Raw genomic sequence first — 24,304 nt, 5'->3', positions numbered from 1 at the left:
ACGAATCAACCACGGGGATTCTTGCACAGATTTGTTTTTCGGGGCAGATGCCGTCTGCCCCGCCAACTGCATGCTTCCTTAAATCGTGCCGATTCAAGGATAAGATCATGCAGCGGTTCAAAGCGTTACAGCGTCCTTTGCGCGCCTGATAAGACGCGCAGTGGCTCTAGCTCTCGCGGTCAGCGGCCGTCGACGGTCCGCAGACCGAACCACTTGTCCTTGACGGCTTCGTAGTGCTCTTCGGAGCGATATTCGGCAACGGCGAGACCCTGCGTCTTGACCGTCAGCCGGCCCATGGCGGCAAGCAGCGAATAGCTCGCCACGACGGCATCGCGCTGTGCGCCGGCGAGCGACTCCTGCGCGTCCAGAACGTCCTGCTGCGAATCGAGAACGTCGAGGGTCGTGCGCTGACCGACCTTGCGCTCCTCGATGACGCCCTCGAGCGCCAGGTTGGCGGCAGAAATCTGCGACCGGCTTGCGGTAATTCGCGCAAGCGCGGAGTCAAGCTGGGCGTAGGCCGAAACGACGGTCTGCTGAACCGAAGCACGCGCGGAATCGACGAGGATCCGCTGCTGGCCCAGAACTTCCTTGGCTTGACGAATCTGCCCGTATTCAACGCCGCCCTGATAGATCGGCACTTCCAGCCGAGCGGTGACGCTCGCTGTCGTATCGTCAAGGCCTGTCCCGGCATTTCCGGTGTTGCGGGTTACTGCCCCCTGGAGGACGACACCGGGCAGCATCGTGCCTTCGGCCGACTTCACCTGGAAGCCTGCCGAGTCGACAGCATACTGCGCAGCCAGAATCTGCGGATTTTCCCGCAAGCCTGTAGCCACCGCCTGATCGAGGGATCTCGGCATGCTCTTGCTGGCCGGCGCTGGCTGCCTGATTCCTGTCGGAGCCGCGCCAACGATCTGCACGTAGACCGCTTCGCTCTGCTTCAACTGAGCGATCGCGCTTACCAGCAAGGACTGCGCGTCGGCGAGTTGGGCCTCCGCCTGGCTCACGTCCGTGCGCGTTCCTTCACCTACCTCGAGGCGAGCTTGTGAGGCGTTCAACTGTTCCCTCAGGAACGCCAGGTTCTGCCTGCGAATTGAAACGACCTGTTGGTCGCGCGCGATATTGGCGTAGGCCTGCGCTGCCGCAAGAAGGATCTGGATTTCATTCGCCTTCAGCGATTCACGACTGGAAAAGACATTCGATTCAGCGGCTCTGACGTTGTTCAGTGTCTGAAACCCGTCGAAAATCATCTGGGTGATGCTGATACCGATCTGCCCGCTGTGAAAATCGCGCGTGCCGGTTTTCTCGATGTCAGTGCGGGTTAGCGTACCCGTCGCAGAGGCCGAAATCTGAGGCCGGAATCCGGACTTGGCGATCGGAACTCCTTCATCGGTGGCGCGAAGGCCGGCACGTGCGGCATTGAGATCTGGGTTGTTCGCATAGGCCTTGGCCATTGCGCCGGCGATCGTCTCTGCGAGCGCCGCGTGCGGCGCGATCAGTACACTGGTCGAGACAGCCGCCCACAAGGCTGCTTTGCGGACAATCGACACCATCTTCCCTCCGATCAACCGAGGCAGCAGTGCTGCCCCGCAATTATCAGCAAGTCCGCTCTGGCGACCTGCACAACGACTGTGGTGACGTGCTCGTGCCACCCGTTGGCGAGCAAATCACTACCCCTGCGCTCTTTGAAACCCGGATTCGGTCCTGCGACAACTGTCCACTGACGCTCTCAGCAGCCATTTCAAAAAGAAACAAAGGATACGTTGCCAATTGGCAACATTGCGATTTTGGTAACAACGCTTCTATGCTGAGCGCCACCAATATGAGGTGCCTCAGAAAACAAAAGAACGCTCGCGGCGAAATCCGGGAAGAGGTTTAACGGCCGTGTTAAAGTCCGACCGCTCCGAGACCCTGCCGAATCCGCGCACATAAAGTTTCGCACGAGATGCGTTACTAAATCCTTCCACCGTCACGAGACGCCCGCCGTCGCGAAGTTGCCCGAAAAGGCCCTCGGGGATCGTTTCCACCGCGCCATTAATGAAAATCACATCATAGGGCGATTCTGCGGCGTAGCCTTCGGCAAGGTTGCCGGTCACCACTGCAATGTTGTCATAGCCGAGGCGCGCGAGCGTTGCCGTCGCCGTCGCGGCGAGCCCCTCGTCGCTCTCCAGTGCGACAACAGAGCCGGCAATCAGAGATAGCAGTGCCGAGGCGTAACCCGTCCCGCAGCCGATCTCAAGCACGACATCGGACTTGGAAATTCCGGCGAGCTGCAACAGCTTCGCGAGCGGCGATGGCTCCATCAGATAGCGTGGCTCGGCCCCGCCAACGAGTTCGATGTCGGCATCGATGTAGGCCAGTTCCTTCAATTTCGCGGGCACGAACTCCTCGCGAGGCACGGAAAGGAAGGCGGACAGGACCGAATGGGAGGTCACGTCCGTGGTCCGGACCTGATTGTCCACCATCTTATTGCGCGCTGCTTCGAAGTTCATGGTACTGCCCTCGTGTCCCGGATAGGCGCGGCGCCGGTGTCCTGGAAATCCGCGCGATCTTGCATCTGGCTGCCGAAGCGCAGCCTGTTGCTTAAGCTCATAAATCGCCGCACCGCCGGTTTCAAGCGACAGCGACATTTCGGCAAGCAAAAAGGGAACGGTGGCAACGGCTCACGACAGAGCCGCATCACTTCCAGAACAGAAGAGGGCAAAGACGCGCCGGCTGATCGGGTGTCGTCTGCAAGACAGGCAGTCCCGCAAAAGCGTCACGACAAATCTTCAAACCAGCGGCTGCAGGCAGCTACCGCGCGGGCGCCGCCTCGAGACCGACAAGCGCGATCTTGCCGTAGCCCGCGCCTCGAATGAGATTCATGACCGTCATCAGCTCGCCGTAATCGACCAGACGATCCGCGCGCAGCAGCACGCGTGTTTCCGTGTTCCCGTTCGTCATCCGGTTGAGTTCGGAAACGAAGCTCTCGCGGGCCGTTTTCTCGTTGCCGATTGCCAGCGTCAAGTCTGCCTTCAGCGTCACGAAAACCGGCTTGTCGTCTCTTGGCGCGGGCTTGGCCACGGATTGCGGCAGATCGACCTTCATGTCGACGGTCGCCAAGGGTGCAGCAACCATGAAGATGATCAGCAGGACGAGCATGACGTCGATGAAGGGTGTTACGTTGATCTCGCTGTTCTCATCGAGATCGCCGCCACTTTCAGATATCTTTGCCGCCATCGCCTTATCCGATCCTGGCTATCGAAGCGTCGACATGGCCGTCGCGCCTGTGCGGCTGGGTCCTGCGCATGTGCCGATGGTCGAGGTCCCGGCTCACCAATCGCTCCACTGCGGCCGCCGCATCCGCCAGTATCAGCTTGTAGCCGCCTACAGACCGGGCGAAGTAGTTGTAGATCACCACCGCGGGGATGGCCGCGACGAGACCAATGGCCGTTGCCAGCAAAGCCTCGGCGATACCGGGCGCGACGATGGCGAGGTTGGTCGTCTGCGCTTTGCTGATGCCGATAAACGAATTCATGATTCCCCAGACCGTGCCAAACAGCCCGACGAAGGGACCAACCGAGCCGATTGAGGCCAGAATGCCGGTGCCACCGCTCATCCGCTTGCCGGCACGAACCTCGATACGGCCGAGCAGCGACGACACGCGCTCCTTGGTACCGCTAGCCGGGGCGTGGTCCAGAACCGCCTCCGAACGGGCCATTTCGTCATCAGCCGCCGCCACCATTTCCGCGGCAACGCCCGCCTTGCGGTCAAGCGCGGCCTTGACGTCGGCGAGCCCGTTCGCTGCGGAGAGCATCCGCACCGCGCGGTTCAACCGCGATTTTGCGCCAATGAGCTCTATCGTCTTCACCAGGAAGATCGCCCATGTGATGACGGATGCCAGCGCCAGGCCGATCATCACGCTCTTGACGACGATATCGGCGGCGAGAAACATGCCGAGCGGCGAAAGATCGTGCGGAAGGACTGGGTTTCCGCTAGCGCCCGGCGTCGGGGCGTCGACAGGTGCAGGCAGTTCCGGCGGCGCGGTGAAATTCGCTTGGCTCTCGCCGGCAGTAGGTGCCGTAACGGCGGGCGCCGCCGCGCCCTGCGCCTGCCCGGCAACCGCGGCGGAGGGATCTTGCTGTATTGTTTGGGCGAAGCCTGCCGAAACCGCTCCGGCAAGTGAAATGGCGAGCGTTGCCGCAAACAACACACTCAATTGCGGCCGGGTCCGGTGTGACATCTCGTTCCTCACATATTGTGTGCCTGTCTTGTCGCCTGACTGCGATGCAACCCCGGGACGAGCAAGCCCGCATGCTTTCGCAGGTTCTTTACGACGAACTATGACCGAATGGCAAGGATTTGTGGAGTAAAATAATCAAGAATAAGGGCGGTGTCGCATTCTTACGACCACTTATCAGGCGAATTCAGAAGCTGCCTTCGTCGGGTGAGAAGTCATCGCTACGCCAGTCGTACCGGCGATGACGTTGCCACGGCCTCCCCGTGGACGTGAACGACCTCACGATCCGCATGTGGAGCGGCGCTCCAGTCTGCTTCTCATCGGCGTAAATTTCGATCGCGCCGCTACTCCGCAGAGTCTCAGCCGTCACAATCAGTGCCCGGCTCGATTTGCACGCCGGTAAGGGCCGCCGGCCGGCTGCGATGACGAGGTCAGCGGTCTCGCATAAGGACGGAAAGAATTCGGGGGCGTCGACGATGACGATGGTCCAGCCTTCACGGCTGCGGCCGGCGCACCATTCGCCCTTGCGGCAGATAAAGCCTCCAGGTTTCACAGATGACAGGATTTCAGCCGCATTCACCCCGCTTGCCGCAAGATCGCGTGGTTCCATCTTTGAGGCACGTTCGATGACCGGGGCAACATGATTGGAGGCGGCAAGCGCCCGCTGCCATTGCGAGAAGATAAAGTCCGGCGGGCGGGTCCGGTTGGTGGCGATGGCGTCTTCTGTAATCAGCCCAATCAGTTGGCCGTCTTCGGATATTACCACCGAGGGATGTTGCGCCTGGCGCTCCCATGCGATCGCCGCGCCGCCGAACACGATCAATACTGCTCCAATGAGCGCCAGCCGCGTTCGCAGCACACACAGCACGATTCCGCCGAACGCCGCCGGCGCAAACCGGTCGCACCCACCCGACCCGTCACCCATTCGCCATTGAACGAAGCCACGTAGCGCGCTACCGCGAGCATCCAATCGAGCCCCTGCCCCATCACCACCAGGGGATAATATTCAAGCCCGAACGGCATTAGCAGCATGGCGAACAAGCCGAACGGCATGATGAGGATGCTGATCAATGGCGTGGTGAGGACGTTGGCGATCAATCCATAGGCCGGAAGCCGATGAAAATGGGCGGCGGCGTAGACTGCCGTCGCCAAGCCACCAATGAGAGATGTGGCGACGGTGCCAATGGCAAAATTGGACGCCGGCTCCCAGCGGCGCTCGCCAGTTGCTCGTTCCCGCTCCCGCATTCGATGTTCGCGCCAGCGGGCATAGCCTGCGACCAGAGCCAGGGTGGCGGCGAAGGACATTTGAAATCCTGGCCCGGCAACCGCCGACGGTGTCCAGGCGATAATGATAATTGCCGCCAGAGCGACATTCCGCAGGCTGATCGAAACCCTGTCGAAAAAGACGGCTATGAGCATGATGGAGATCATGATCCAGGAACGAAGCGCCGAGACTGCGCCACCGGCGATCAGGATGTAGAGCAGGACCATCACCAGCGCCCCCGCAGCGGCGATCTTCTTGATCGGCAGCCGTTCGGCCAGGCCCGGAACCAGACTCAACAGTGTCCGCGCTCCGACAAGAAAGGTCCCCGCCGCCAGAACCATGTTCAGCCCCGAAATAGCCAAAACATGCGACAGGCCGGCGGCTCGCAGCGTTTCGACTGTCTCGCGGCTGATGGCTCGCTCTTCCGCAGTGATGAGCGCCGCCGCGATCGCTCCCGTATCGCCGCCGACCACCGTCCGGATCCTCTCTCCAACGGCTTCACGCATGTCAGCAAGGAAGGCCTTGCCTCGCGCAAACAGGGACGTATCGGTGCGCGATGCGGCAACGTCCGCATATGGTACCAGTCGTGGAGCGCCGTAGAAGAATCCGACCGCTCCAACGCCTTTGAAAAAAGCGTCGAAGGCAAAGTCGTTCAACCCAGGCAGCGCGGGTCCCGAAGGCGGGGAAAGGCGCACCTTGCCCTCGATGATAGCCCCGACCGGAAATCCTTGGTGCTGACTTCGCGCCAGCAGTGTTGCTTTGGAGGGTGGTCTGCGAAGCCGAGGCCTGGAAGTTTCGGTGATCTCGGCCAGATATCGCCAGCGCCCCTTGTCATCCTGTTCGCGCGACAACACGCGTCCGCGAAGGTTCGTCGTCACCGGGCCATCGAGAACGACCGTGCCGAGGCGTGCGGTCTCCGCCGCGGACAGCAACATACCAGCAACGAAGATGAAAGGCGCGATCGCTATCGGCCGCCAAGGTGCGAAACGCCCTTGGCAGAGGAGCGCCGATATGCCGAAAACGCAAAGCAGCGCTGCAAGTTTGGCAATTCCGACGTCATACGCCAGTGTGAACCAAACGAGGGAGCCGAGCGCTAGAAGCACCGGGATCAGTACGAAGCCGTGCCCAAAATCAGCCTCCTCCTCCGCGGCCGCGCGCAATCGCCGGATGACCGAGGCGGCAGCCGCAGGGACCCTGTGATCCAGCGCCGAACCATTCAGTGGCCGTCGCAGCCGGCGCCCGGCCTGCGCTACCGGGGTATCGGCGGCGTGAACGGAGACTTGGCTGCCGATGAAAGGCGATGCGCGATGCAGCGCATCGAGCGTCGTCGGTCCTCGCTCTTCCATCCCCATTGCTGCCCGCTCTGCCCCTCTGCGGCTCTCGGCCGATCCTGCAACCAACTTCGCCGCATTGCAACCAGAAGATAAACTGCACAAAAAATCAGCAGAGCTATATAGAATGGTACCGCATTATCAGATTAACGATCATTGGTCCGCTTGGACATCTGGCCATATCGTGCGATTATTGCGTCGCCATATGCACATTTTCGCATCGCACCAATTTGCCTTTCGTACAGCTTGGCAGTCGAAAATAAATCATATAGCAAATTCGCAACGTTCAATTTCGTGGCATTTTTCTATGCCACGTTGCCATAAGACGGAGGCTCCCATGACAGAAAAAAGCGCGGTTGTAACATTCGATGGAAAATCGGCGGAACTGCCAGTGCGATCGGGATCCATCGGGCCGGACGTCGTGGATATCGGATCGCTCTACAAGCAGACGAAGATGTTCACCTACGATCCCGGCTTTACGTCGACGGCGTCTTGTGAATCCAAGATCACCTATATCGATGGTGACGAGGGCGTGCTGCTTCATCGTGGCTATCCGATCGAGCAACTGGCCGAACACGGCGACTTCCTCGAAGTGTGCTATCTGCTCCTCTACGGCGAACTGCCGACCAAGGCTCAGAAGGACGATTTCGACTATCGCGTGACCCACCACACGATGGTCCATGAACAGATGTCGCGCTTCTTCACCGGTTTCCGCCGCGACGCCCACCCGATGGCCGTCATGTGCGGCTGCGTCGGCGCGCTGTCGGCCTTCTATCACGACTCGACAGATATCACTGATCCGCATCAGCGCATGGTCGCGTCGCTGCGCATGATCGCGAAGATGCCGACGATTGCCGCCATGGCTTATAAATATCATGTCGGCCAGCCGTTCGTTTACCCGAAGAACGACCTCGACTACGCGTCGAACTTCCTGCGCATGTGCTTTGCAGTTCCCTGCGAGGAGTATGTCGTGAACCCGGTTCTCTCGCGCGCGATGGACCGGATCTTCATCCTGCACGCCGATCACGAGCAGAATGCATCGACCTCGACCGTCCGCCTCGCCGGCTCGTCGGGCGCAAACCCGTTTGCATGTATCGCGGCCGGCATCGCCTGCCTCTGGGGACCCGCTCACGGCGGCGCCAACGAAGCCGCGCTCAACATGCTCGCGGAAATCGGCACGGTCGACCGCATCCCGGAATATATTGCCAGGGCCAAAGACAAGAACGATCCGTTCCGCCTGATGGGCTTTGGCCATCGCGTCTACAAGCATTACGACCCGCGCGCGAAGATCATGCAGAAGACCACGCATGAAGTTCTCGCCGAGCTCGGCCACAAGGACGATCCGCTGCTCGAAGTGGCAATGGAACTCGAGCGCATTGCGCTGACCGACGAATATTTCATCGAAAAGAAGCTCTATCCGAATATCGACTTCTATTCCGGCATCACGCTGAAGGCGCTGGGCTTCCCCACCACCATGTTCACGGTGCTCTTCGCGCTTGCCCGCACTGTCGGCTGGATCGCGCAGTGGAACGAAATGATCGAGGATCCGGAGCAGCGCATCGGTCGCCCGCGTCAGCTCTATGTCGGCGCATCGCAGCGCGATTACGTCCCGGTCTCAAAGCGCTGAGCGGACATCCCGTCACATCAAGAAGCCCGGTCAGAGACGGCCGGGCTTTTTCTGTTGGAGATAATCGAAGACGATTTCCGCGGCCTTCTCGCCGGGCGGCCGGTCGGTCGCCATGCGCTCCTGCACGATGGCAAAGCCGTCAAGCATGGCACGGCGTTGCGGCGTGTCGCTCGAAAGCCGCTCGAACCAGCGTGTCAGCACCGCCGGCCGGATCATCTTGTTGAAATATTCCGGTACGACTGGAAAATCGGCGATCAGGTTCGGAAGTGCCGCAGTCCATATCCGAATCCGAGAATGCAGGAAGCTGACGAGCCAATCGGCTTTGTAGGTTGAAACGACGGGGATACCGGCAAGCGCAAGCTCGAGAATGACCGTCCCTGAAGCTGCAAGTGCGGCGTCGGCCTTTTCAAAGGCCTCCCACTTCCTGTCGGTTGCAACCGATATCTCGGGCTGCACCTTCCACGACGCCGTCAGTTCCTTCACCCGCCGCTCCTGCCGGGGAACAGTCGGCAAAAGAAAGCGCATGCCTTGATGGCGCGCCGCGAGTTCCTCGACGGTCTCGCCGAAAATCGGAAGCAAGCGGCTGACTTCACTCCCGCGGGATCCCGGAAGCAGGAGACAGGTCGCCGGCTCCAGCGGCCGTTCGGCGCGCTGCCTTTCGCGCCGCCGGGCACGAACCGACAAGACATTGATGTCGGACGCAAGGCGATGCCCGACATAGGTTGTCGACGGACCATCGAGCGTGCGCATCACCTCCGGCTCGAACGGCAGAACCGCAAGCACATGGTCGACATAGGCACGCATGCGCGGCGCGCGCTCGGGTTTCCACGCCCAGACGCTCGGGCAGACGTAATTGATCACCGGCAGATGTGGTAGCGCCGCGCGCACGCGCCGCGCTACGCGATGGGTGAAATCCGGGCTGTCGATGATGAGCAATGCGTCCGGCCGGGCCGCGATGATTGCGCGCGCTGTCTGGCGGATGCGCAGAATGAGCTTCGGCAATCGTGCAAGCACCTGCGAAAAGCCCATGATCGACAATTCGGAATAGTCGAACAGCGATGCCAGCCCCTCGGCTTCGAGCGCCTCGCCACCGACACCGACGAGTTCAAGCGGGCCTGCGAGACGCGGGCGAAGGGCGCGTACCAGATCGGCACCGAGCAAGTCACCCGAGACCTCCCCGGCTATCACAGCCAGTTTGTAGCCCTTGCCCGTCATCGGCGGCTGCCATACCTCCCACGCTCAACACCCAGGATGAACAGGCCGCTTTTGTCGGCCCTTTCGACAAGCTGCGACCGCTCGAGCACAAGTGCCCTGCCCGCTTCGACGGCAATGCCTGCAAGGCCCGCTGCCTCGGCGCCCGCAACTGTGGAAGGACCGATAGAGGGCAGATCAGCGCGTTCGTCCTGCTGCGGCTTGCAAAGCTTGACGAGCACGCCGCGACGACGGGTCGAGACCCGACCCTCCACCTTCAGCGCGGCAACGCGCGCCAGCATGGCGTCGGTGCCTTCAGCACCCTCGAGCGCGATCACCCGGCCGCCGACCGCGACGGCGCCCTGCCCGACATCGAGCGCTCCCAAGGCGTTGGCAGCGGCGATCCCAGCTTCAATGTCCCGCCGATCGTCATCCGTTGGCGTGTGGGCCCCAAGCGGGCCGGTGTCTGCGAGGAGATTGGGGACGACTTCCTGTGCGCCGATGACGCGGGCGCCGCTCGCTTCGATGAGATCCATCGCCATCCTCAAAACCGCGTCGTCACCACCGGACACCAGAGTCCGAAGCACACTCGGTACCTTGGCGAGCGTCCTCAGCGTGGGGCGGATATCACGCCATTCCGGTCGACGCCGAACTCCGCCGGAGAGCACAACACGGTCAATGCCCTCCTTCTCGAAGGTTCGGCTGATCGCGGCAAAATCACCGATGGCCAGAACGGCGTAGTCGAACCCCGTCCAATCGGCGTCCGCTTCGCGCGACAGCGCAATGATGAAAGGGTCTTCGCCCTGTCGCCGCGCGGCCTCCGCGACGTGATGCGGCAGCGCACCGGCGCCGGCAATGATCGCCAACCTGCCCCCCGTACCCGGCAGGCTGCGGGCTACCACTGCAGTCAACCTCTGTTGCCGCGGTTGGGCGACGACAGCGCGCGGTCGCTGTCTGCCGCAATGAAATCGAGGATCTCGAGCGCCGGCGGGCAATCGAGATACTCCGGCCGGATTGCCGCAGCATTGGCGCGGATCGATTCCGGTCCCTCGAAAATCTGCTTGTACGCCCGCCGCACCGCATGGATCGTCGCGCGGTCGATGCCAGCGCGCGTCATGCCGACGACATTGAGACCGCTCAGAACGCCGGGATTGCCGTTGAGCATGCCATAGGGAATGACGTCGTAGCTTACCGCCGAGAGCCCGCCGATAAAGGCCTGCCTGCCAATGCGCGTGAACTGGTGAACCGCCGAACCGCCGCCGAGAATGGCGCGGTCGTCAACGATCACGTGCCCCGCCAGCATCACGTTGTTGGACAGGATGATGTTGTTTCCGAGCCGGCAATCATGCGCAACGTGGGAATTGGCCAGAAACAGGTTGTTGTTGCCGACGATCGTGCTGCCCCCATGCTCGACGGTGCCCGTGTTCATCGTCACACCTTCGCGGATGGTGCAGTTCTCGCCGATGACCAGCGTCGTATTCAGGGCGCTGTGATGCACGCTTTGCGAATCGCCGCCGATGACGGCGGACGGGAAGATCTTCGTCCCCCTGCCGACGGTCGTGCGCCCGATGACGACGACATGGCTCAGGAGTTCGACGTCGCCTCCCAGAACGACATTCGGCCCGATATGGCAAAAAGGACCGACCTTCGCGTTCTCCCCGATCACCGCCCCATCCTCGATAACGGATGACGGGTGGATCTTCGCAGTCGATGCAATCATTTTCAGGCGTCTTCCTTGCTGACAATCATCGCGCCGATATCAGCTTCCGCGACAAGTTGCCCGTCAACTTTTGCATCACAGTGAAACTTCCAGATATTGCCACGTTGCTTCTGTTTCACGACATGGAATTCGACCCGGTCTCCCGGCACGACAGGCTTGCGGAATCGGGCATTGTCGATGGTCATGAAGTAGACGAGATTGTCGCCGATCCCGGTCTTGCGGGCGCAGATGGCGCCAGCGGTCTGCGCCATGCCTTCGATCAGCAACACGCCCGGCATAATCGGCTTTCCGGGGAAATGTCCCGTGAAATGCGGTTCGTTCGCCGTCACGTTCTTGATCCCGATCGCCGAATTGTCGGCGTCGATCGCTATGATGCGGTCGACAAGCAGGAACGGGTAGCGATGGGGAAGAAGGGTCAGGATTTCCTGAATATCCGCCGTGCCGAGTACCGTTGCAGCCTCATTCATCCTTGCCACCCTTCTTCTTCTGTCTTTCGCTGGCGCGCATCGCCATCTCGGCAATGTCGCGCAGAAAATCCCGCATCGGGCGTGCGGGGATCCCACCGTAACGCTCGCCGGCCGGCACATCGCTCGCCACACCGCTCATCGCGGCGATCTGCACGCCATCTCCGATGGTAATGTGGCCATTGACACCGCTTCCGCCGCCGATCATCACGCCGTCGCCAATCTTCGTACTGCCGGCGATGCCGACCTGGCTGACGATGCCGCAATAGCGACCGATGCGGACGTTGTGTCCGATCTGGACGAGGTTGTCGATCTTCGTGCCCTCGCCGATCACGGTGTCATCCATGGTGCCGCGATCGATTGTCGTGTTCGCACCGATCTCGACGTCATCCTGGATGATCACGCGACCGACCTGAACGATCTTGATCATTCCGCCCTTGGGGCCTGGCGCGTAGCCGAAGCCGTCCTGGCCAATGCGCGCACCGGGATGAATGATGACGTTGTTGCCTATCAGCGCGCAAAGGATGCTGGCTCCGGCGGAAATCGTGCAATCGCGGCCGATTCGGACATTCGGCCCGATGACGGCTCCCGCCCCAATCCGCGTTCCGCTGCCGATCTCGGCGCCGGCACCGATGACAGCCATCGGTTCGATCTCGACACCACCCTCAAGTCGGGCGGTTGGATCGACAAACGTGCCCGCAGCAATGCCGCGCTCGCTTGTATTGTAGGATGGTCGCATGGCCATTTCGTGAAGCAGAGCGCCCACGAGCGCGAAGGCCGTATGCGGTTTCGCAGTCAAGAGAACCGGGATGTTATCCGGAACGATTGACGCAATCGCCTTGTCGCAGATGATTGCCGAGGCATGACAATCATTTAACTCGTCGCGGTTCTTACGCGAGAGCATATAACAAACATCGCCCGATTTGGCGCGGTAAACCGGTGCGACCGCGTGGATCAAGCGATCCGCCGCAGCGGCATCCGACAACTCCGCCCCAATTCGATTCGCCAAGTCACCCAAGCGAATCCCCTGATGGGGCGGAAAAAACCAGTTCTGTTCCATAGACACTCCAGAACGATTTTGGACAGCAGTTCTGGACTGCTCTTTATCAGAACGACGAGTTAATGCCGAACTTGAAGTTCTGGATTTCGTCGAAATCTTCCTTCGCAACCGGCACGGCGTAATCCACACGCAGCGGCCCGAAGGGCGAGGCCCAGATCAGGCCGACGCCGACGGAGGCGCGCAAGGAGGCATCCTCGCCGCGAACGGACTCTCCGGGGCCAACGGCGACATCGTTGCCATAAAGCGTGCCCGCATCGACGAAGAGCGCACCGCGGAAGCCGCTATCACGCGGGAGACCCGGCAGCGGGAACGACGTTTCCGCAGAGGCTGTAAAGTAGGTCGTTCCACCGAGCGCGTCGCCGTTGTTGACGCGCGGACCAAGGCCGTTGCGCTCAAAGCCACGGATATCGTTGCTCCCCAACTGGAACTGGTCGAAGACTTCCATTGAACCGGACGTCTTGAACAAGTGTCCTGCACTTCCGCCAAGCGACGCGATGATGTCCGCCTCGTCGTTCACCGTGTAGTACCACTTGGCCTTACCCGTCAGCTTGTAGAAATCGGACGAGCCACCCAAGCCGGCGAACTCCTGCGTGACCGAGGCGAGAATGCCCTCGTGCGGGAGCTGCGCGTCGTCCAGTGTGTTGTAGGTGATCGACTGAGAGACCGACGAGCGGGTCCACGGGCTGCCGTCGATTGCACGGTCATAGGGAGTCGACAATTCGTCCTTGTCGCCGAAGTATTCGAACTCCGTGTAGTTATAGCGCAGCGTCGTTGACAGAGCCTCGGTGATCGGCGCTGTCACGCGCAGACTGAAACCCTGATCGTTGTAGCTGTAGTGATCGTCGTCAAAGTCGTTTTCGTTCTTGAAAAGATCGAAGCCCGCGGCCAGACGATAACCGAGGAAATAAGGCTCGGTGAACGAAACGTTATAGGTTTGGCTGTCTTCACCCTTGCCGGCGGCAAGGCGAATATATTGTCCGCGACCAAGGAAGTTCTTCTCCTCGATCGAGGCCTCGACGAGGAAGCCGCCACCACTGCCGGCGGAATAACCGCCACCGATGCCGAACGAACCGGTCGACTGGTCCTGCACATCGACGACAATCACAACCCGGTCTGCGGCACTGCCCGGCTGGGTCGAAATATTCACGCTCGAGAAATAGCCGAGAGCCTCGAGCCGGCGCTTTGCCCGAGCGATCATTTCCTGGTTGAAGGCATCGCCTTCGCCGACATCGAACTCACGGCGAATAACGTAGTCACGCGTGCGCGTGTTGCCACGGATCTCAATGCGCTCAACGTAGGCGCGCTCACCCTGGTCGACCAGATAGTCGACGGCGATCGTGTGATTGGCAAGGTCACGGTTGCCGCGCGGCGTGACGCGAGCGAACGGATAGCCCTCCGAAGCAACACGCTTCGAAATTTCGCTCATCGTGTCCTGAACATCCTTCGCCTTATAGACGGAGCCTTCGCGGCTCTGGATCAACCCCCTCAACTCTTCGGCGTCGACACCTTCGACCGTCGACTCGACGTTGACCGCGCCGAAGTCGTAACGCGGACCTTCCTCGACGGTGATCGTCACCGTGTATTCGTTGGTCTCTTCGTTGAGCACGGCGTCGGACGAGATCACCTGGAAGTCGGCATAACCGCGGTTGTAATAGAATTGACGCAGCAGCTCTTCGTCGGCGCGCAGCTTGTCCGGATTGTAGACGTCCTTACGGGTCAGAAACGAGAAAATGCCCGATTCCTTGGTCGCAATCACCGACTGCAGGCGGCCGTCGCTGTAAGCTTCGTTGCCGACGAAATTGATCTGCGAAATCTTGGTGCGTTCGCCCTCGTTGATGACGAAGGCAAGGTTCACGCGCCCTTCCGCAATCGGCACGACCTGCGTCGTCACGGTGACGTCGCTACGACCAATCGCAGCATAGGCGGCCTTGATGGCCTGAATATCGCTTTCGACGGTCGCCTCACTGTACGGACCGAGCGGCTGGGTCCGCACCAAACCCTGAAGCTTATCGTCCTTGATCTTGCGGTTGCCGTTGAAGACGACCTGGTTGACGAGCTGATTCTCGCTGACGGTGACGACGAGCGTGCCGCCGGCGACATTGATGCTGACGTCGGAGAAATAGCCAGTTGCATAAAGGCGCTTCACCGAGGCATCGATATCGGCGTTGCTGAAGTTCTTGCCCGGGACAATCGTTATGTTTGCGCGCACGGTGTCCGCGCTTACGCGCGTTGCGCCCCGCACCTCAACACGATTGATGACCGCGGCTTGCGCGACGGACGTGCCTGCGAACACCCCAACACCGGTACCCGTGGCAACCATGCTTGCTGACAGCGCAAACGCCGACACCGCGTTCAAAAACCTTGAACCAGCTTTCATGTTAAATTCTTACCTTTTCCCAACGTCCCGCGGCAATTTCGTACCGACTCCGGTCACGGTTGCCGTTTTACCCGCTTTTGCCATACAAGCAAGCCAGCTAGTTAAATTCTGTTTACTTCAATTCGAACCGTGGCTTAACCGCCACTACGGATTCGACTTATCGTAAACAAATCCTTGCGGCGCAAGCCATTGCGCGTCACGTGTTCACAATATCCGAAAGGTTGTTCCTTCCCTCCAAGGACCCGGAAAGGAAGAAGAGCGCAGGCAGGCCTACGGGCGACGCCACACGTCTTCGGAATCCGGTTTCAGCCGAATAGCCAATTGATGTCGTTCCACGCCGCGAAGACCGTAAGCATCAGCACCATCGCAAATCCGATGCGGAAAGCGATATCCTGTGCAGCAGGCCCGACCGGTTTGCCGCGCAACGCCTCCACCGCATAGAACATGAGGTGGCCACCATCAAGCACGGGCACAGGCATGAGGTTAAGCAATCCTATAGAAACTGAAAGAACCGCTGCGAAGTTCAGCACTTCGGCAACCCCAAGCTTCGCCATCTGCCCGGACATCTGCGCGATACGGATCGGTCCGCCCACCTGATCGGCCTTCATGCGGCCAACGACCAGGTTCGACAGGTAGTCGAACGTGCCGGTGACGATCCGCCAGCTTTGCAGGGCTCCCTGCCCGACTGCTTCCAGCGGTCCATAGGTTTCGATTCGGAAGTTTCCGACCTCCTGATTTGTTCCGATACCGATCTTGCCTTCTTCCACCTTGTTGCCCAGCGGGTCTACGGATTCGGTGCGCTGCGGCACCATCCGCAGGTCTATCGGTGAACCTTCGCGCTCGACGCGAACCGTGATCGGCATTTCCGGTCGGACGCTGACGTAGCGTCGCACATCGTCAAAAGTCACAATCGGCGTTCCGTCGATTGAAACAAGCCTGTCGCCCAGCTTGACGCCTGCCTTCTCCGCCGCGCTGCCGGGCGCCACCAAAGCCACGACCGGATCGGCAACGGCCCGCCCGTAGACCGAGAAGAGAACGGCAAAAATCGCAATCGCCAGCACGAAATTGGCAATCGGTCCGGCCGCGACAGTCGCAGCCCGTTTCCAAAGCTTCGCCCCCAGGAATGTGCGAGCACGCTCTTCCGGTACAATTGCCTCGATACGCCGATAGTCCGGCGTGCTCGCTGCATCGTCGTCTCCGAAGAACTTCACGTAGCCGCCGAGCGGAATCGCGCAGAATTTCCATCGGGTGCCGCGACCATCGGTCCAGCCGAAGAGTTCTGGCCCGAAGCCGACGGAAAAGGCGAGAATACGGATACCTGACCAGCGGCCCACCAGGTAGTGTCCCAGCTCATGAACGAAGACCAAGAGGGTCAGCAGGAACAGGAAGGTGGGTATAGCGTATTGCAGATTTTCAAGCAGCATGCTCATTGGCAATTCCTAACGCATCCGCTGTAGCGACATCGCGCATTCCACTGCTACAGCGTCCTTTGCACGTCTGGTAAGACGCGCGGCGCTACAGAGATGCGCGACTGCCGCGGTCACACTTTGCATCCTTATATAATCTACCCTCAATTCAAATTCGACCTAAGGGATTATGTGGCAGGCCTCAAAGGCCCAACAGAACGGAACCGAAGGCGACAGCGCGGCCGCCGGCAGAAAGGATCTGGGCCAAAACCAGAACCAGCGCGGCAACACACGCGAATATCAATCCGTCGACCCGGTCCATGACCCCGCCATGCCCCGGGATGAGGTGGCTCGAATCCTTGACGCCGAAACGACGCTTGATGAAAGATTCGAACAGATCCCCAATCTGGCTGGAGACTGACAGCACCAGCGCGATGATCGGGATGCGAAAATCCTGCAGGGAGAAATGAGCCATGAAGACGGCAACACCCGCAAGCACGCCGCAGATCGTCCCGCCCAGCGCTCCGGACCAGGTTTTCCCGGGGGATATGGCCGGCGCCAGTTTCGGCCCACCGATTGCCCTGCCGGTAAAATAAGCGAAGATGTCCGTCCCCCAGACGACGGCGAACACGAAAAGCATCGCCACCAGCCCGAGATAATCTGCGCCGCGGATCGCCGCGAGCGAAACCGCCGTCAAACCCGCATAGACTATGCCGCCCGGCAGCCACCAGCTCGTGTTGCGGATCAACACCCAAAGCCCGGCGAGAACCGAAAAGGCGGCGAGGACCGGCAGGCTGAGATGGATGTAATCGAACAGCACGAGGACTGCGATTACGATCTGGGAAAGCCACCCGAACGCATTGCCCTGAAAGTCGCCCTCAGCGAGCTTCGTAATGGTCGACCACTCGTAATAGACCAGCAAACCGATCGCGACGGACAGGAACTGGAAGGCAAGGCCGCCTGCCCAGGTCGCACCGAGAGCCACCGCCGCAAGCACTATTCCGGAGGCGATGCGCAGCTTGAGTTCAGACTGCATCAGGAGCCGACCGCCAGCGTCGGTTGCGAGAGACCGCCGAAACGGCGTTCGCGGCTGGCATATTTCTCGATGGCGGCAAGGAATGTTTCACGCGTGAAATCCGGCCAAAGTTCTGGAATGAACAGCAATTCCGAATAGGCTCCTTGCCAAAGCAGAAAGTTGGAGAGGCGCTCTTCGCCGCTCGTCCGCAGAATCAGGTCCGGATCGGGGATGCCGGCGGTGTCGATCGTTGCGTTGATCCTGTCCGTCGTGATCTCGTCCGGGCGGAGGCGACCGGCGGCCACCTCTGTCGCGAGACGACGCATGGCCCTCGCCAATTCGTCTCTCGCGCCATAGTTGAAAGCGATCACCAAGGTGATCCCGGTGTTCGCGCTCGTCGTCTCCTCCGCCTCGATCAGCAACGGAAGAATGTCGCCCCTGAGATTTGCACGGTCGCCTATGACGCGGATGCGGACGTTCTCGCGGTGCAGGTCGGCGAGATCGCGTCGTATGAACGCCTTGAGCAAGCCCATGAGGTCCGTGATCTCAGCCTCGGGCCTGCTCCAGTTTTCCGACGAGAATGCGAAAAGCGTGAGGTAGCGAATGCCGAGTTCGGCGGCCGTCTTGACCGCAGCCCGCACGGCCTCGACGCCCTTTCGATGTCCCATCGTGCGCGGTAGTCCGCGCGCGTTTGCCCATCGACCGTTGCCATCCATGATGATGGCAACGTGGTTCGGTACGTTTGCGGGGATGAACTCTGGCATTGGCGGTCCAAAAAAGAGACTCAGATCATCACGCGTCAGACCTGCATGATTTCCTTTTCCTTCTCGGCGAGCAAGCGGTCGATCTCGGAAATTGTTTCGTCGGTCATCTTTTGGACGCGCTCGGACTGAGCACGGTGGATATCTTGACCGATCTCGCCATCCTTTTCGGCTTTTTTCAGGTCGTCCATGCCGTCACGGCGAACATGGCGGACGGCCACCTTGCTCTTCTCGGCGTAGTCGTGCGCGACCTTGACGAGAGACTTGCGGCGTTCCTCGTTCAACTCCGGCAGCGGAATACGCAGGTTCTGGCCGTCAACGATCGGGTTCAGGCCAAGGTTCGATTCCCGGATCGCGCGCTCAACGGCGCCAACCATGGATTTGTCCCATACCGAGACGGACAGCATCCGCGGCTCCGGAACCGTGATGTTGGCAACCTGGTTCAACGGCATGCGCGAGCCGTAGGCTTCGACGGTCACCGGATCGAGAACGTTGGCCGATGCGCGGCCGGTGCGAAGCGACGCTATGTCATGCTTGAATGCGGAGATCGCTCCGTCCATGCGGCGTTTCAGTTCCTTCAGGTCCACACCTTCACTCATGGTTCAAGACTCCCGTTCCTGTCTTCAATGGCCCAAAGGGCCTTCAAACTGTCAATTGTCCGTGACGATGGTCGCATGACCGCCACCGGTCAATATCTCTGCAAAACCACCCTTCTCGTGGATCGAGAAAACGACAATCGGAATGGCATTTTCGCGTGCAAGCGCCACCGCGGCAACGTCCATCACGGCCAATCCTTTCTCCAGAACCTCGCTGTGGGTGAGCCGATCGAACCGGGTAGCCGTCGGGTCCTTCTTCGGATCGGCAGAGTAAATGCCGTCGACCTGCGTTCCCTTGAAGATCGCTTCTGCGCCCATCTCTGCTGCTCGAAGTGCCGCGGCGGAGTCCGTCGTGAAGAACGGATTGCCCGTTCCTCCAGCGAAGATGACCACGCGGCCAAGCGAGAGATGATATAGGGTGGCGCGCTGCGAAAAACTCTCACAAATTTCCGGCATGGCGATGGCCGAAAGCACGACGGTGTCGATGTCCAGCTTGCGCAACGACGTCGCGAGCGCGAGCGCATTGATCACCGTCGCCAGCATGCCCATGTGGTCGCCGGTTACCCGGTCGCCACCCTTCGACGCGACTGCGACGCCGCGGAAGATATTGCCGCCACCGACAACGACGCCGACTTCGACGCCCATGTTACGCGCTTCGGCGATATCCGACGCGATCCGGTCGGCGACCGCCACGTCGATGCCGAAGCCCTGGCTTCCCATCAAGGCTTCACCGGAGGCTTTGAGAAGAACACGCTTGTAGATTGGCTTGGCCGACATCATCGCTCCTGAACAGATCGGCACGCCTGTGCGGAAGGCGGTGCACAGCGGCATAAGGATATATCGTGTTGCGCGGTATCGACCGCCCGGCCACAAACCGGCGGGTCCGACGCTTTGACGAATGCCGGATACACGAAGGGCATCGCGTTGTCACGCGATGCCCCCATGTTTTCCCAATAAGGGTGAAGAAATCAGCCCTTGGCAGCAGCGGCGACTTCCGCAGCGAAATCGGACTCTTCCTTCTGAACGCCTTCGCCGAGCAGCAGGCGGGCGATGCCGGCAACCTCGATCGGCGCACCGACGGTCTTTTCCGCTTCCTTGATCGCTGCCTCGACGGTCTGGTCGGGGTTCATGACGAAAGCCTGCGAAAGAAGAGCGACTTCCTCGAAGAACTTGCGCATGCGGCCTTCGACCATCTTCTCGATGATGTTGTCCGGCTTGCCCGAAGCGCGCGACTGCTCGATAAAGACGTTGCGCTCGCGTTCGGCCACCGCCGGGTCGATTTCGCTCGGGCGGACCGCCAGCGGGTTGGTCGCAGCGACGTGCATCGCAACCTGGCGACCGATCGCATTCAGTGCTTCCTTGTCGCCGGTCGACTTCAGAGCGACCAGCACGCCGAGCTTGCCGAGACCGTCAGCAACCGAATTGTGAATGTAGGTCGCGACGACGCCATCGTCGACCGACAGCAGCGCGGCACGGCGCAGCGTCATGTTTTCGCCGATCGTCGCAATCGCGTCGGTGATCGTATCGGCAACGGACTTGCCGGTGGCCGGATACTTGGCAGCGCTGATTGCGTCGACCGAACCATCGGTTCCGACGGCGACGGCTGCGACGCCGCGGACGAGGTCCTGGAAGGCGTCGTTGCGGGCGACGAAGTCCGTTTCCGAGTTGATCTCGACGACCACGGCCTTGTCGCCGGCGCTGGCGATGCCGATGAGGCCTTCGGCAGCCGTGCGGCCCGACTTCTTGTCGGCCTTGGCGATGCCTTTGGCGCGCAGCCAGTCGATCGCCGCTTCCATGTCGCCATTGGTTTCAGCAAGCGCCTTCTTGCAATCCATCATGCCTGCGCCGGTCTTTTCGCGCAGTTCCTTCACCATTGCGGCAGTAACACTCATCTTCTTGCCTCTTTGTCTGTTTGGCTGGCGCGCTCACTATCGATGGCGCAATGCCAGGAGGTTTTGGCAGGGAATGGCTTTTCAATGTGACATCGTGATGAACGCTTCATCGCGATGATGCGCGGGCGAGATATTGTAGACCCGATCACGCCATTTCCGGCTGAAAAGAACGAGGCCGTTCAGATTTCCATCACAAACGGCCTCGTCCGACATTTCATTGGGTACGGCGGCCTTGAGCCACCGTCCGGCCAGATCAGGCCTCGGACGATTCGTCGAGAGCCGGTTCGACCGGAGCCTCGACCGATGCACCGAGGTCGCGGCCCGCGGCGCCCTGCTGACGGGCGATGCCGTCGATGGCAGCGCGAGCGATGAGATCGCAGTAAAGCGCGATGGCACGCGATGCGTCGTCATTGCCCGGGATCGGGTAGTCGATCTGGTCCGGATCGCAGTTGGAGTCGATGACGGCGACAACCGGAATGCCAAGGCGCTTGGCTTCGTCGATCGCGATCGATTCCTTGTTGGTGTCGATGATGAACATCAGGTCCGGCGTGCCGCCCATGTCGCGGATACCGCCGAGCGCGCGGTTCAGCTTCTCGCGCTCACGCTCGAGGTTCAGGCGCTCCTTCTTCGTGAAGCCCGAAGCTTCCGAAGCGAGGATGTCGTCGAGCTTGCGCAGGCGCTGGATCGAGTTGGAAATGGTCTTCCAGTTGGTCATCATGCCGCCGAGCCAGCGAGCATTGACGTAGTACTGGGCAGAGCGCTTCGCCGCGTCGGCGATGATTTCCGAAGCCTGGCGCTTCGTGCCGACGAAAAGCACGCGGCCGCCATTGGCCACGGTGTCGCTGACAACCTGCAGGGCGCGCGAGAACATCGGGACAGTCTGGGCGAGGTCGATGATGTGGACGTTGTTACGGTCGCCGAAGATGTACGGCTTCATCTTCGGGTTCCAGCGATGCGTCTGGTGGCCGAAGTGAACGCCTGCTTCAAGAAGCTGGCGCATAGTAAAATCAGGCAATGCCATGCCTTTTTCTCCTTTTCCGGTTGAACCTCCGCAAGGCGTCGAGCGCATCTTTGCTGCGCCCACCGGTGGAACAATCCGGATTTCTCCCGGAAAATCCCGTGCCTCACGTGTGGAATGGGCAGCCCCTTAACCGCAACTGCCCGATAAATCAAGACTGGAAGTCAGTTTTATGCGGTTCTTGCCTATTTGCAGTCTCCCGCATTGAAGACTTCGAGGTTGGTGAGCTTTCCGCTCAGCACGAAATCTCCATAGTCCATCGTCAGGTCACGCGTGACCCCGTTTTCATAGAGCTTGAACGCCATGCTGTAGATGGGCTGCGCGTCTCCGCTCCTGTCGTCGTTGAAGTAGGAAATCGTCACCGGCCAGTAATTCTCGGTCGCGAGCTTTCCGGCCTTGCCGACATCGACGTCATCCGGCGCCGGTTTGCGCGGCTTGCCGACGAAGGTCGAGGTGATGAGCGTCTTGTCGCCCGAATCGGAGCCGTCGAAGATGCGCGATTCGAAAAACGCCTCGCCCTTCTTCGCCCGATCGATCACTTCCAGCATGTGTTCGGTCGGGAATCGGCTTTCGGCGAGAGCCACCTCGCGCTTGTCGGGTGCCGTCAGCTCGACCTTGACGCCGGTCTTGTCTTCATGCGCACTTCCGCGGACTTCCTTGTCGAGCTTCTCGTCGGTGAAAGAACGCGTCAGAAAGCGGAAGTTGCCGTTGCGCATGTCTTCGTAGGTGGTCGTCTGCTGGTCCGTGAGGCGGACTTCCTCTCCGGTATCGACCTGGGTCATGAACCTGAAACTGACCGTGTAGCCCTCGCAGGCAGAACCGTTGAATTCATAGACCATGCGGCCGTACATGCCGGAAATGCCCGAGCGGTCGGACGCATCCTTCAGTTCCAGGTCGTAAACGGCGCGGTGAGGCGCAAGCACGCTCGCATTCGCGTCACCGGCACCCAAGACCGACATTGCCGCGACACAGACGCTTCCAAAACTGGCAAGACCGAAGCCTGTACGAAACATCCGTTTCCTCCTGTTGCACTTGCCGGCAATGCTATAAACAAACTGTCGGCAGAAGCGAGGCAGATCTGCGACGAAAAGATTGACGCCCGTCCCGATCCAGCCTGCATGCCGGATTTTATCACAAAAGACAACAACGGAGCCTTCCATGTCCGCAGAGATCGAAACGCGCTTGGCCGACCTTGGCATCACACTGCCTCAGGCCGCGGCACCTGCAGCGAACTATGTTCCCTACGTGATCAGCGGTTCGATGCTCTATATTTCCGGACAACTGCCGATGGAAGCCGGCAACGTTGCCGTAACCGGACATGTCGGCAAGGACGTCGACGTCGCGACCGCCCAGCGCGCCGCAGAACTCTGCGCAATCAACATCCTGGCGCAGGCCAGGGCAGCGCTTTCCGGCGACCTCGGGCGCATCCGTCGCCTCGTGAAAATCAACGGTTTCGTCGCGTCCGTTCCGGAGTTCGTCGAACAGCACCTCGTCATCAACGGCGCGTCCAACCTGCTCGCCAACGTACTTGGCGAAGCCGGCAAGCATGCGCGTGCCGCAGTGGGCATGGCTGCCCTGCCCTTCAACGCAGCCGTCGAAATCGACGCCATCATCGAAATCGCCTGATCCGGGGAATCTCATGAAGGATATTTCCTGGCTCAAGGCCCAGCCGATCGCCCATCGGGGCTTTCACGACATGAATCGGGAGGTTTGGGAAAACACCCTTTCGGCGTTTTCCCGCGCTGCCGAAGCGGGTTTCGCGATTGAATGCGACCTGCAATATACCGCAGACAGTGTTCCGGTCGTCTTTCATGATGACAACACCGAGCGGCTCTGCGGTATAAAGGGAGACGTCCGGGCAAGGACTGCGGGAGAACTCGGGCTGATGTCGGTCGGCGGCACCAAGGACAAGGTGCCGACGCTGTCGCAAATGCTCCGCCTCGTCAACGGGCGCGTGCCGCTCATCATCGAACTCAAGGGCCGGAAAGACGACGACGAAGGCTTTGCCGCCGCGGTGCTCGATACCCTTGAGGACTACAAGGGCCACGTGGCGCTGATGAGCTTCGATCATTGGCTGCTCAAGGATCTCAAGGCATTGGACGCGCCCTATCCGCTTGGCCTCACCGCCGGAGGCATCACGCCCGAGGCCTTCGCCGAGAACGAGGAAGCGATGCAAATCGGCCTCGATTTCATTTCCTATTTCTACCGCGACATGCCGAATCCTTTCATCACCAAGCAACGCGCGCTCGGCCGCACGGTCATCACATGGACGGTGCGCGACAGAGAGGCTCAGGACCACTCATTCGCCAATGCCGACCAGATGACGTTCGAGGGTTTCGATCCAAGGGAAACCATGATTTCCTAGG

Annotated in this window: 21 protein-coding genes and 1 pseudogene; 3 read left to right on the top strand and 19 right to left on the bottom strand. The window is 60.4% G+C overall.

From position 1 onward, the window contains the following. Positions 1-179: 179 nt before the first annotated feature. The 5 genes and pseudogenes from tolC to QA637_RS05755 form a co-directional block, all read right to left on the bottom strand. Positions 180-1,550 (bottom strand): outer membrane channel protein TolC, encoded by a 1,371-nt coding sequence (gene tolC, locus QA637_RS05775; RefSeq protein ID WP_153442380.1) that lies wholly within the window; start codon positions 1,548-1,550, stop codon positions 180-182. A gap of 279 nt (positions 1,551-1,829) precedes the next feature. Beyond that, a complete protein-coding gene (locus tag QA637_RS05770; protein ID WP_153442379.1) occupies positions 1,830-2,489 on the bottom strand; it encodes a protein-L-isoaspartate O-methyltransferase family protein in 660 nt (219 codons plus the stop codon). Positions 2,490-2,790: 301 nt separating this feature from the next. Further along, on the bottom strand, positions 2,791-3,216 hold the full coding sequence (gene exbD / locus QA637_RS05765) for a TonB system transport protein ExbD (protein ID WP_153442378.1): 426 nt from the start codon (positions 3,214-3,216) through the stop codon (positions 2,791-2,793). 4 nt (positions 3,217-3,220) lie between these two features. After that, entirely contained in the window at positions 3,221-4,219 is a 999-nt protein-coding gene (gene exbB / locus QA637_RS05760) for a tonB-system energizer ExbB (RefSeq protein WP_153442377.1), read from the bottom strand. A 184-nt stretch (positions 4,220-4,403) separates the two neighbouring features. Then, positions 4,404-6,826, bottom strand: a pseudogene (locus QA637_RS05755) (ComEC/Rec2 family competence protein). Between the two features lie 322 nt (positions 6,827-7,148). On the opposite strand from QA637_RS05755, the gene gltA reads away from it, so the two are divergent. After that, positions 7,149-8,438 carry a citrate synthase gene (gene gltA / locus QA637_RS05750; protein ID WP_153442376.1) on the top strand — a complete coding sequence of 430 codons (1,290 nt, stop codon included), beginning with the start codon at positions 7,149-7,151 and terminating at the stop codon, positions 8,436-8,438. Positions 8,439-8,468: 30 nt separating this feature from the next. On the opposite strand, the gene lpxB is transcribed toward gltA, so the two are convergent. The 14 genes from lpxB to QA637_RS05680 form a co-directional block, all read right to left on the bottom strand. Further along, positions 8,469-9,653 (bottom strand): lipid-A-disaccharide synthase, encoded by a 1,185-nt coding sequence (lpxB, locus tag QA637_RS05745; RefSeq protein ID WP_153442375.1) that lies wholly within the window; start codon positions 9,651-9,653, stop codon positions 8,469-8,471. Next, complete coding sequence (locus QA637_RS05740; RefSeq protein WP_184108819.1) at positions 9,650-10,531, bottom strand: LpxI family protein; 882 nt, start codon at positions 10,529-10,531, stop codon at positions 9,650-9,652. The genes lpxB and QA637_RS05740 overlap by 4 nt, the downstream gene beginning before the upstream one ends. A gap of 5 nt (positions 10,532-10,536) precedes the next feature. Beyond that, a complete protein-coding gene (gene lpxA / locus QA637_RS05735) occupies positions 10,537-11,349 on the bottom strand; it encodes an acyl-ACP--UDP-N-acetylglucosamine O-acyltransferase (RefSeq protein ID WP_428843120.1) in 813 nt (270 codons plus the stop codon). Positions 11,350-11,351: 2 nt separating this feature from the next. Continuing rightward, positions 11,352-11,816, bottom strand: coding sequence for a 3-hydroxyacyl-ACP dehydratase FabZ (gene fabZ / locus QA637_RS05730; protein WP_153442373.1), 465 nt, complete (start codon positions 11,814-11,816; stop codon positions 11,352-11,354). After that, positions 11,809-12,873, bottom strand: coding sequence for a UDP-3-O-(3-hydroxymyristoyl)glucosamine N-acyltransferase (gene lpxD, locus QA637_RS05725; protein WP_283064275.1), 1,065 nt, complete (start codon positions 12,871-12,873; stop codon positions 11,809-11,811). The genes fabZ and lpxD overlap by 8 nt, the downstream gene beginning before the upstream one ends. Positions 12,874-12,919: 46 nt before the next feature. Further along, positions 12,920-15,250 (bottom strand): outer membrane protein assembly factor BamA, encoded by a 2,331-nt coding sequence (gene bamA, locus QA637_RS05720; RefSeq protein ID WP_283064273.1) that lies wholly within the window; start codon positions 15,248-15,250, stop codon positions 12,920-12,922. 305 nt (positions 15,251-15,555) lie between these two features. Continuing rightward, entirely contained in the window at positions 15,556-16,680 is a 1,125-nt protein-coding gene (gene rseP / locus QA637_RS05715; protein ID WP_153442370.1) for an RIP metalloprotease RseP, read from the bottom strand. A 178-nt stretch (positions 16,681-16,858) separates the two neighbouring features. Beyond that, positions 16,859-17,692 carry a phosphatidate cytidylyltransferase gene (locus tag QA637_RS05710; protein WP_153442369.1) on the bottom strand — a complete coding sequence of 278 codons (834 nt, stop codon included), beginning with the start codon at positions 17,690-17,692 and terminating at the stop codon, positions 16,859-16,861. Beyond that, positions 17,692-18,435, bottom strand: coding sequence for an isoprenyl transferase (locus QA637_RS05705; RefSeq protein ID WP_153442368.1), 744 nt, complete (start codon positions 18,433-18,435; stop codon positions 17,692-17,694). Before QA637_RS05705 ends, QA637_RS05710 begins: the two co-directional genes overlap by 1 nt. A gap of 35 nt (positions 18,436-18,470) precedes the next feature. Then, positions 18,471-19,031, bottom strand: a complete 561-nt coding sequence (gene frr, locus QA637_RS05700) for a ribosome recycling factor (protein ID WP_153442367.1) — start codon at positions 19,029-19,031, stop codon at positions 18,471-18,473. A gap of 51 nt (positions 19,032-19,082) precedes the next feature. Continuing rightward, positions 19,083-19,805, bottom strand: a complete 723-nt coding sequence (gene pyrH, locus QA637_RS05695) for a UMP kinase (protein ID WP_153442366.1) — start codon at positions 19,803-19,805, stop codon at positions 19,083-19,085. A gap of 191 nt (positions 19,806-19,996) precedes the next feature. After that, positions 19,997-20,920: a translation elongation factor Ts gene (gene tsf / locus QA637_RS05690; RefSeq protein ID WP_153442365.1), complete on the bottom strand. Its 924-nt coding sequence runs from the start codon at positions 20,918-20,920 to the stop codon at positions 19,997-19,999. A gap of 253 nt (positions 20,921-21,173) precedes the next feature. Beyond that, entirely contained in the window at positions 21,174-21,941 is a 768-nt protein-coding gene (gene rpsB, locus QA637_RS05685) for a 30S ribosomal protein S2 (protein ID WP_153442364.1), read from the bottom strand. Between the two features lie 182 nt (positions 21,942-22,123). Further along, a complete protein-coding gene (locus QA637_RS05680) occupies positions 22,124-22,951 on the bottom strand; it encodes a cell envelope integrity EipB family protein (RefSeq protein ID WP_153442363.1) in 828 nt (275 codons plus the stop codon). 145 nt (positions 22,952-23,096) lie between these two features. On the opposite strand from QA637_RS05680, the gene QA637_RS05675 reads away from it, so the two are divergent. After that, positions 23,097-23,564, top strand: a complete 468-nt coding sequence (locus QA637_RS05675; RefSeq protein WP_153442362.1) for a RidA family protein — start codon at positions 23,097-23,099, stop codon at positions 23,562-23,564. Positions 23,565-23,577: 13 nt separating this feature from the next. Continuing rightward, complete coding sequence (locus tag QA637_RS05670) at positions 23,578-24,303, top strand: glycerophosphodiester phosphodiesterase (RefSeq protein ID WP_153442361.1); 726 nt, start codon at positions 23,578-23,580, stop codon at positions 24,301-24,303. Position 24,304 lies beyond the last annotated feature (1 nt).

This window comes from Sinorhizobium terangae (assembly GCF_029714365.1).
Classification (GTDB): domain Bacteria; phylum Pseudomonadota; class Alphaproteobacteria; order Rhizobiales; family Rhizobiaceae; genus Sinorhizobium; species Sinorhizobium terangae.
Note: the sequence above shows the minus strand (reverse complement) of the source record. Positions and strands in the feature narration are given on the sequence as shown.

Excerpts from the sequence above, each read along its gene's own strand:
- tolC (WP_153442380.1), bottom strand. The coding sequence starts at position 1,550 with ATGGTGTCGATTGTCCGCAAAGCAGCCTTGTGGGCGGCTGTCTCGACC.
- QA637_RS05770 (WP_153442379.1), bottom strand. The coding sequence starts at position 2,489 with ATGAACTTCGAAGCAGCGCGCAATAAGATGGTGGACAATCAGGTCCGG.
- exbD (WP_153442378.1), bottom strand. The coding sequence starts at position 3,216 with ATGGCGGCAAAGATATCTGAAAGTGGCGGCGATCTCGATGAGAACAGC.
- exbB (WP_153442377.1), bottom strand. The coding sequence starts at position 4,219 with ATGTCACACCGGACCCGGCCGCAATTGAGTGTGTTGTTTGCGGCAACG.
- gltA (WP_153442376.1), top strand. The coding sequence starts at position 7,149 with ATGACAGAAAAAAGCGCGGTTGTAACATTCGATGGAAAATCGGCGGAA.
- lpxB (WP_153442375.1), bottom strand. The coding sequence starts at position 9,653 with ATGACGGGCAAGGGCTACAAACTGGCTGTGATAGCCGGGGAGGTCTCG.
- lpxA (WP_428843120.1), bottom strand. The coding sequence starts at position 11,349 with ATGATTGCATCGACTGCGAAGATCCACCCGTCATCCGTTATCGAGGAT.
- fabZ (WP_153442373.1), bottom strand. The coding sequence starts at position 11,816 with ATGAATGAGGCTGCAACGGTACTCGGCACGGCGGATATTCAGGAAATC.
- lpxD (WP_283064275.1), bottom strand. The coding sequence starts at position 12,873 with ATGGAACAGAACTGGTTTTTTCCGCCCCATCAGGGGATTCGCTTGGGT.
- bamA (WP_283064273.1), bottom strand. The coding sequence starts at position 15,250 with ATGAAAGCTGGTTCAAGGTTTTTGAACGCGGTGTCGGCGTTTGCGCTG.
- rseP (WP_153442370.1), bottom strand. The coding sequence starts at position 16,680 with ATGAGCATGCTGCTTGAAAATCTGCAATACGCTATACCCACCTTCCTG.
- QA637_RS05710 (WP_153442369.1), bottom strand. The coding sequence starts at position 17,692 with ATGCAGTCTGAACTCAAGCTGCGCATCGCCTCCGGAATAGTGCTTGCG.
- QA637_RS05705 (WP_153442368.1), bottom strand. The coding sequence starts at position 18,435 with ATGCCAGAGTTCATCCCCGCAAACGTACCGAACCACGTTGCCATCATC.
- frr (WP_153442367.1), bottom strand. The coding sequence starts at position 19,031 with ATGAGTGAAGGTGTGGACCTGAAGGAACTGAAACGCCGCATGGACGGA.
- pyrH (WP_153442366.1), bottom strand. The coding sequence starts at position 19,805 with ATGTCGGCCAAGCCAATCTACAAGCGTGTTCTTCTCAAAGCCTCCGGT.
- tsf (WP_153442365.1), bottom strand. The coding sequence starts at position 20,920 with ATGAGTGTTACTGCCGCAATGGTGAAGGAACTGCGCGAAAAGACCGGC.
- rpsB (WP_153442364.1), bottom strand. The coding sequence starts at position 21,941 with ATGGCATTGCCTGATTTTACTATGCGCCAGCTTCTTGAAGCAGGCGTT.
- QA637_RS05680 (WP_153442363.1), bottom strand. The coding sequence starts at position 22,951 with ATGTTTCGTACAGGCTTCGGTCTTGCCAGTTTTGGAAGCGTCTGTGTC.
- QA637_RS05675 (WP_153442362.1), top strand. The coding sequence starts at position 23,097 with ATGTCCGCAGAGATCGAAACGCGCTTGGCCGACCTTGGCATCACACTG.
- QA637_RS05670 (WP_153442361.1), top strand. The coding sequence starts at position 23,578 with ATGAAGGATATTTCCTGGCTCAAGGCCCAGCCGATCGCCCATCGGGGC.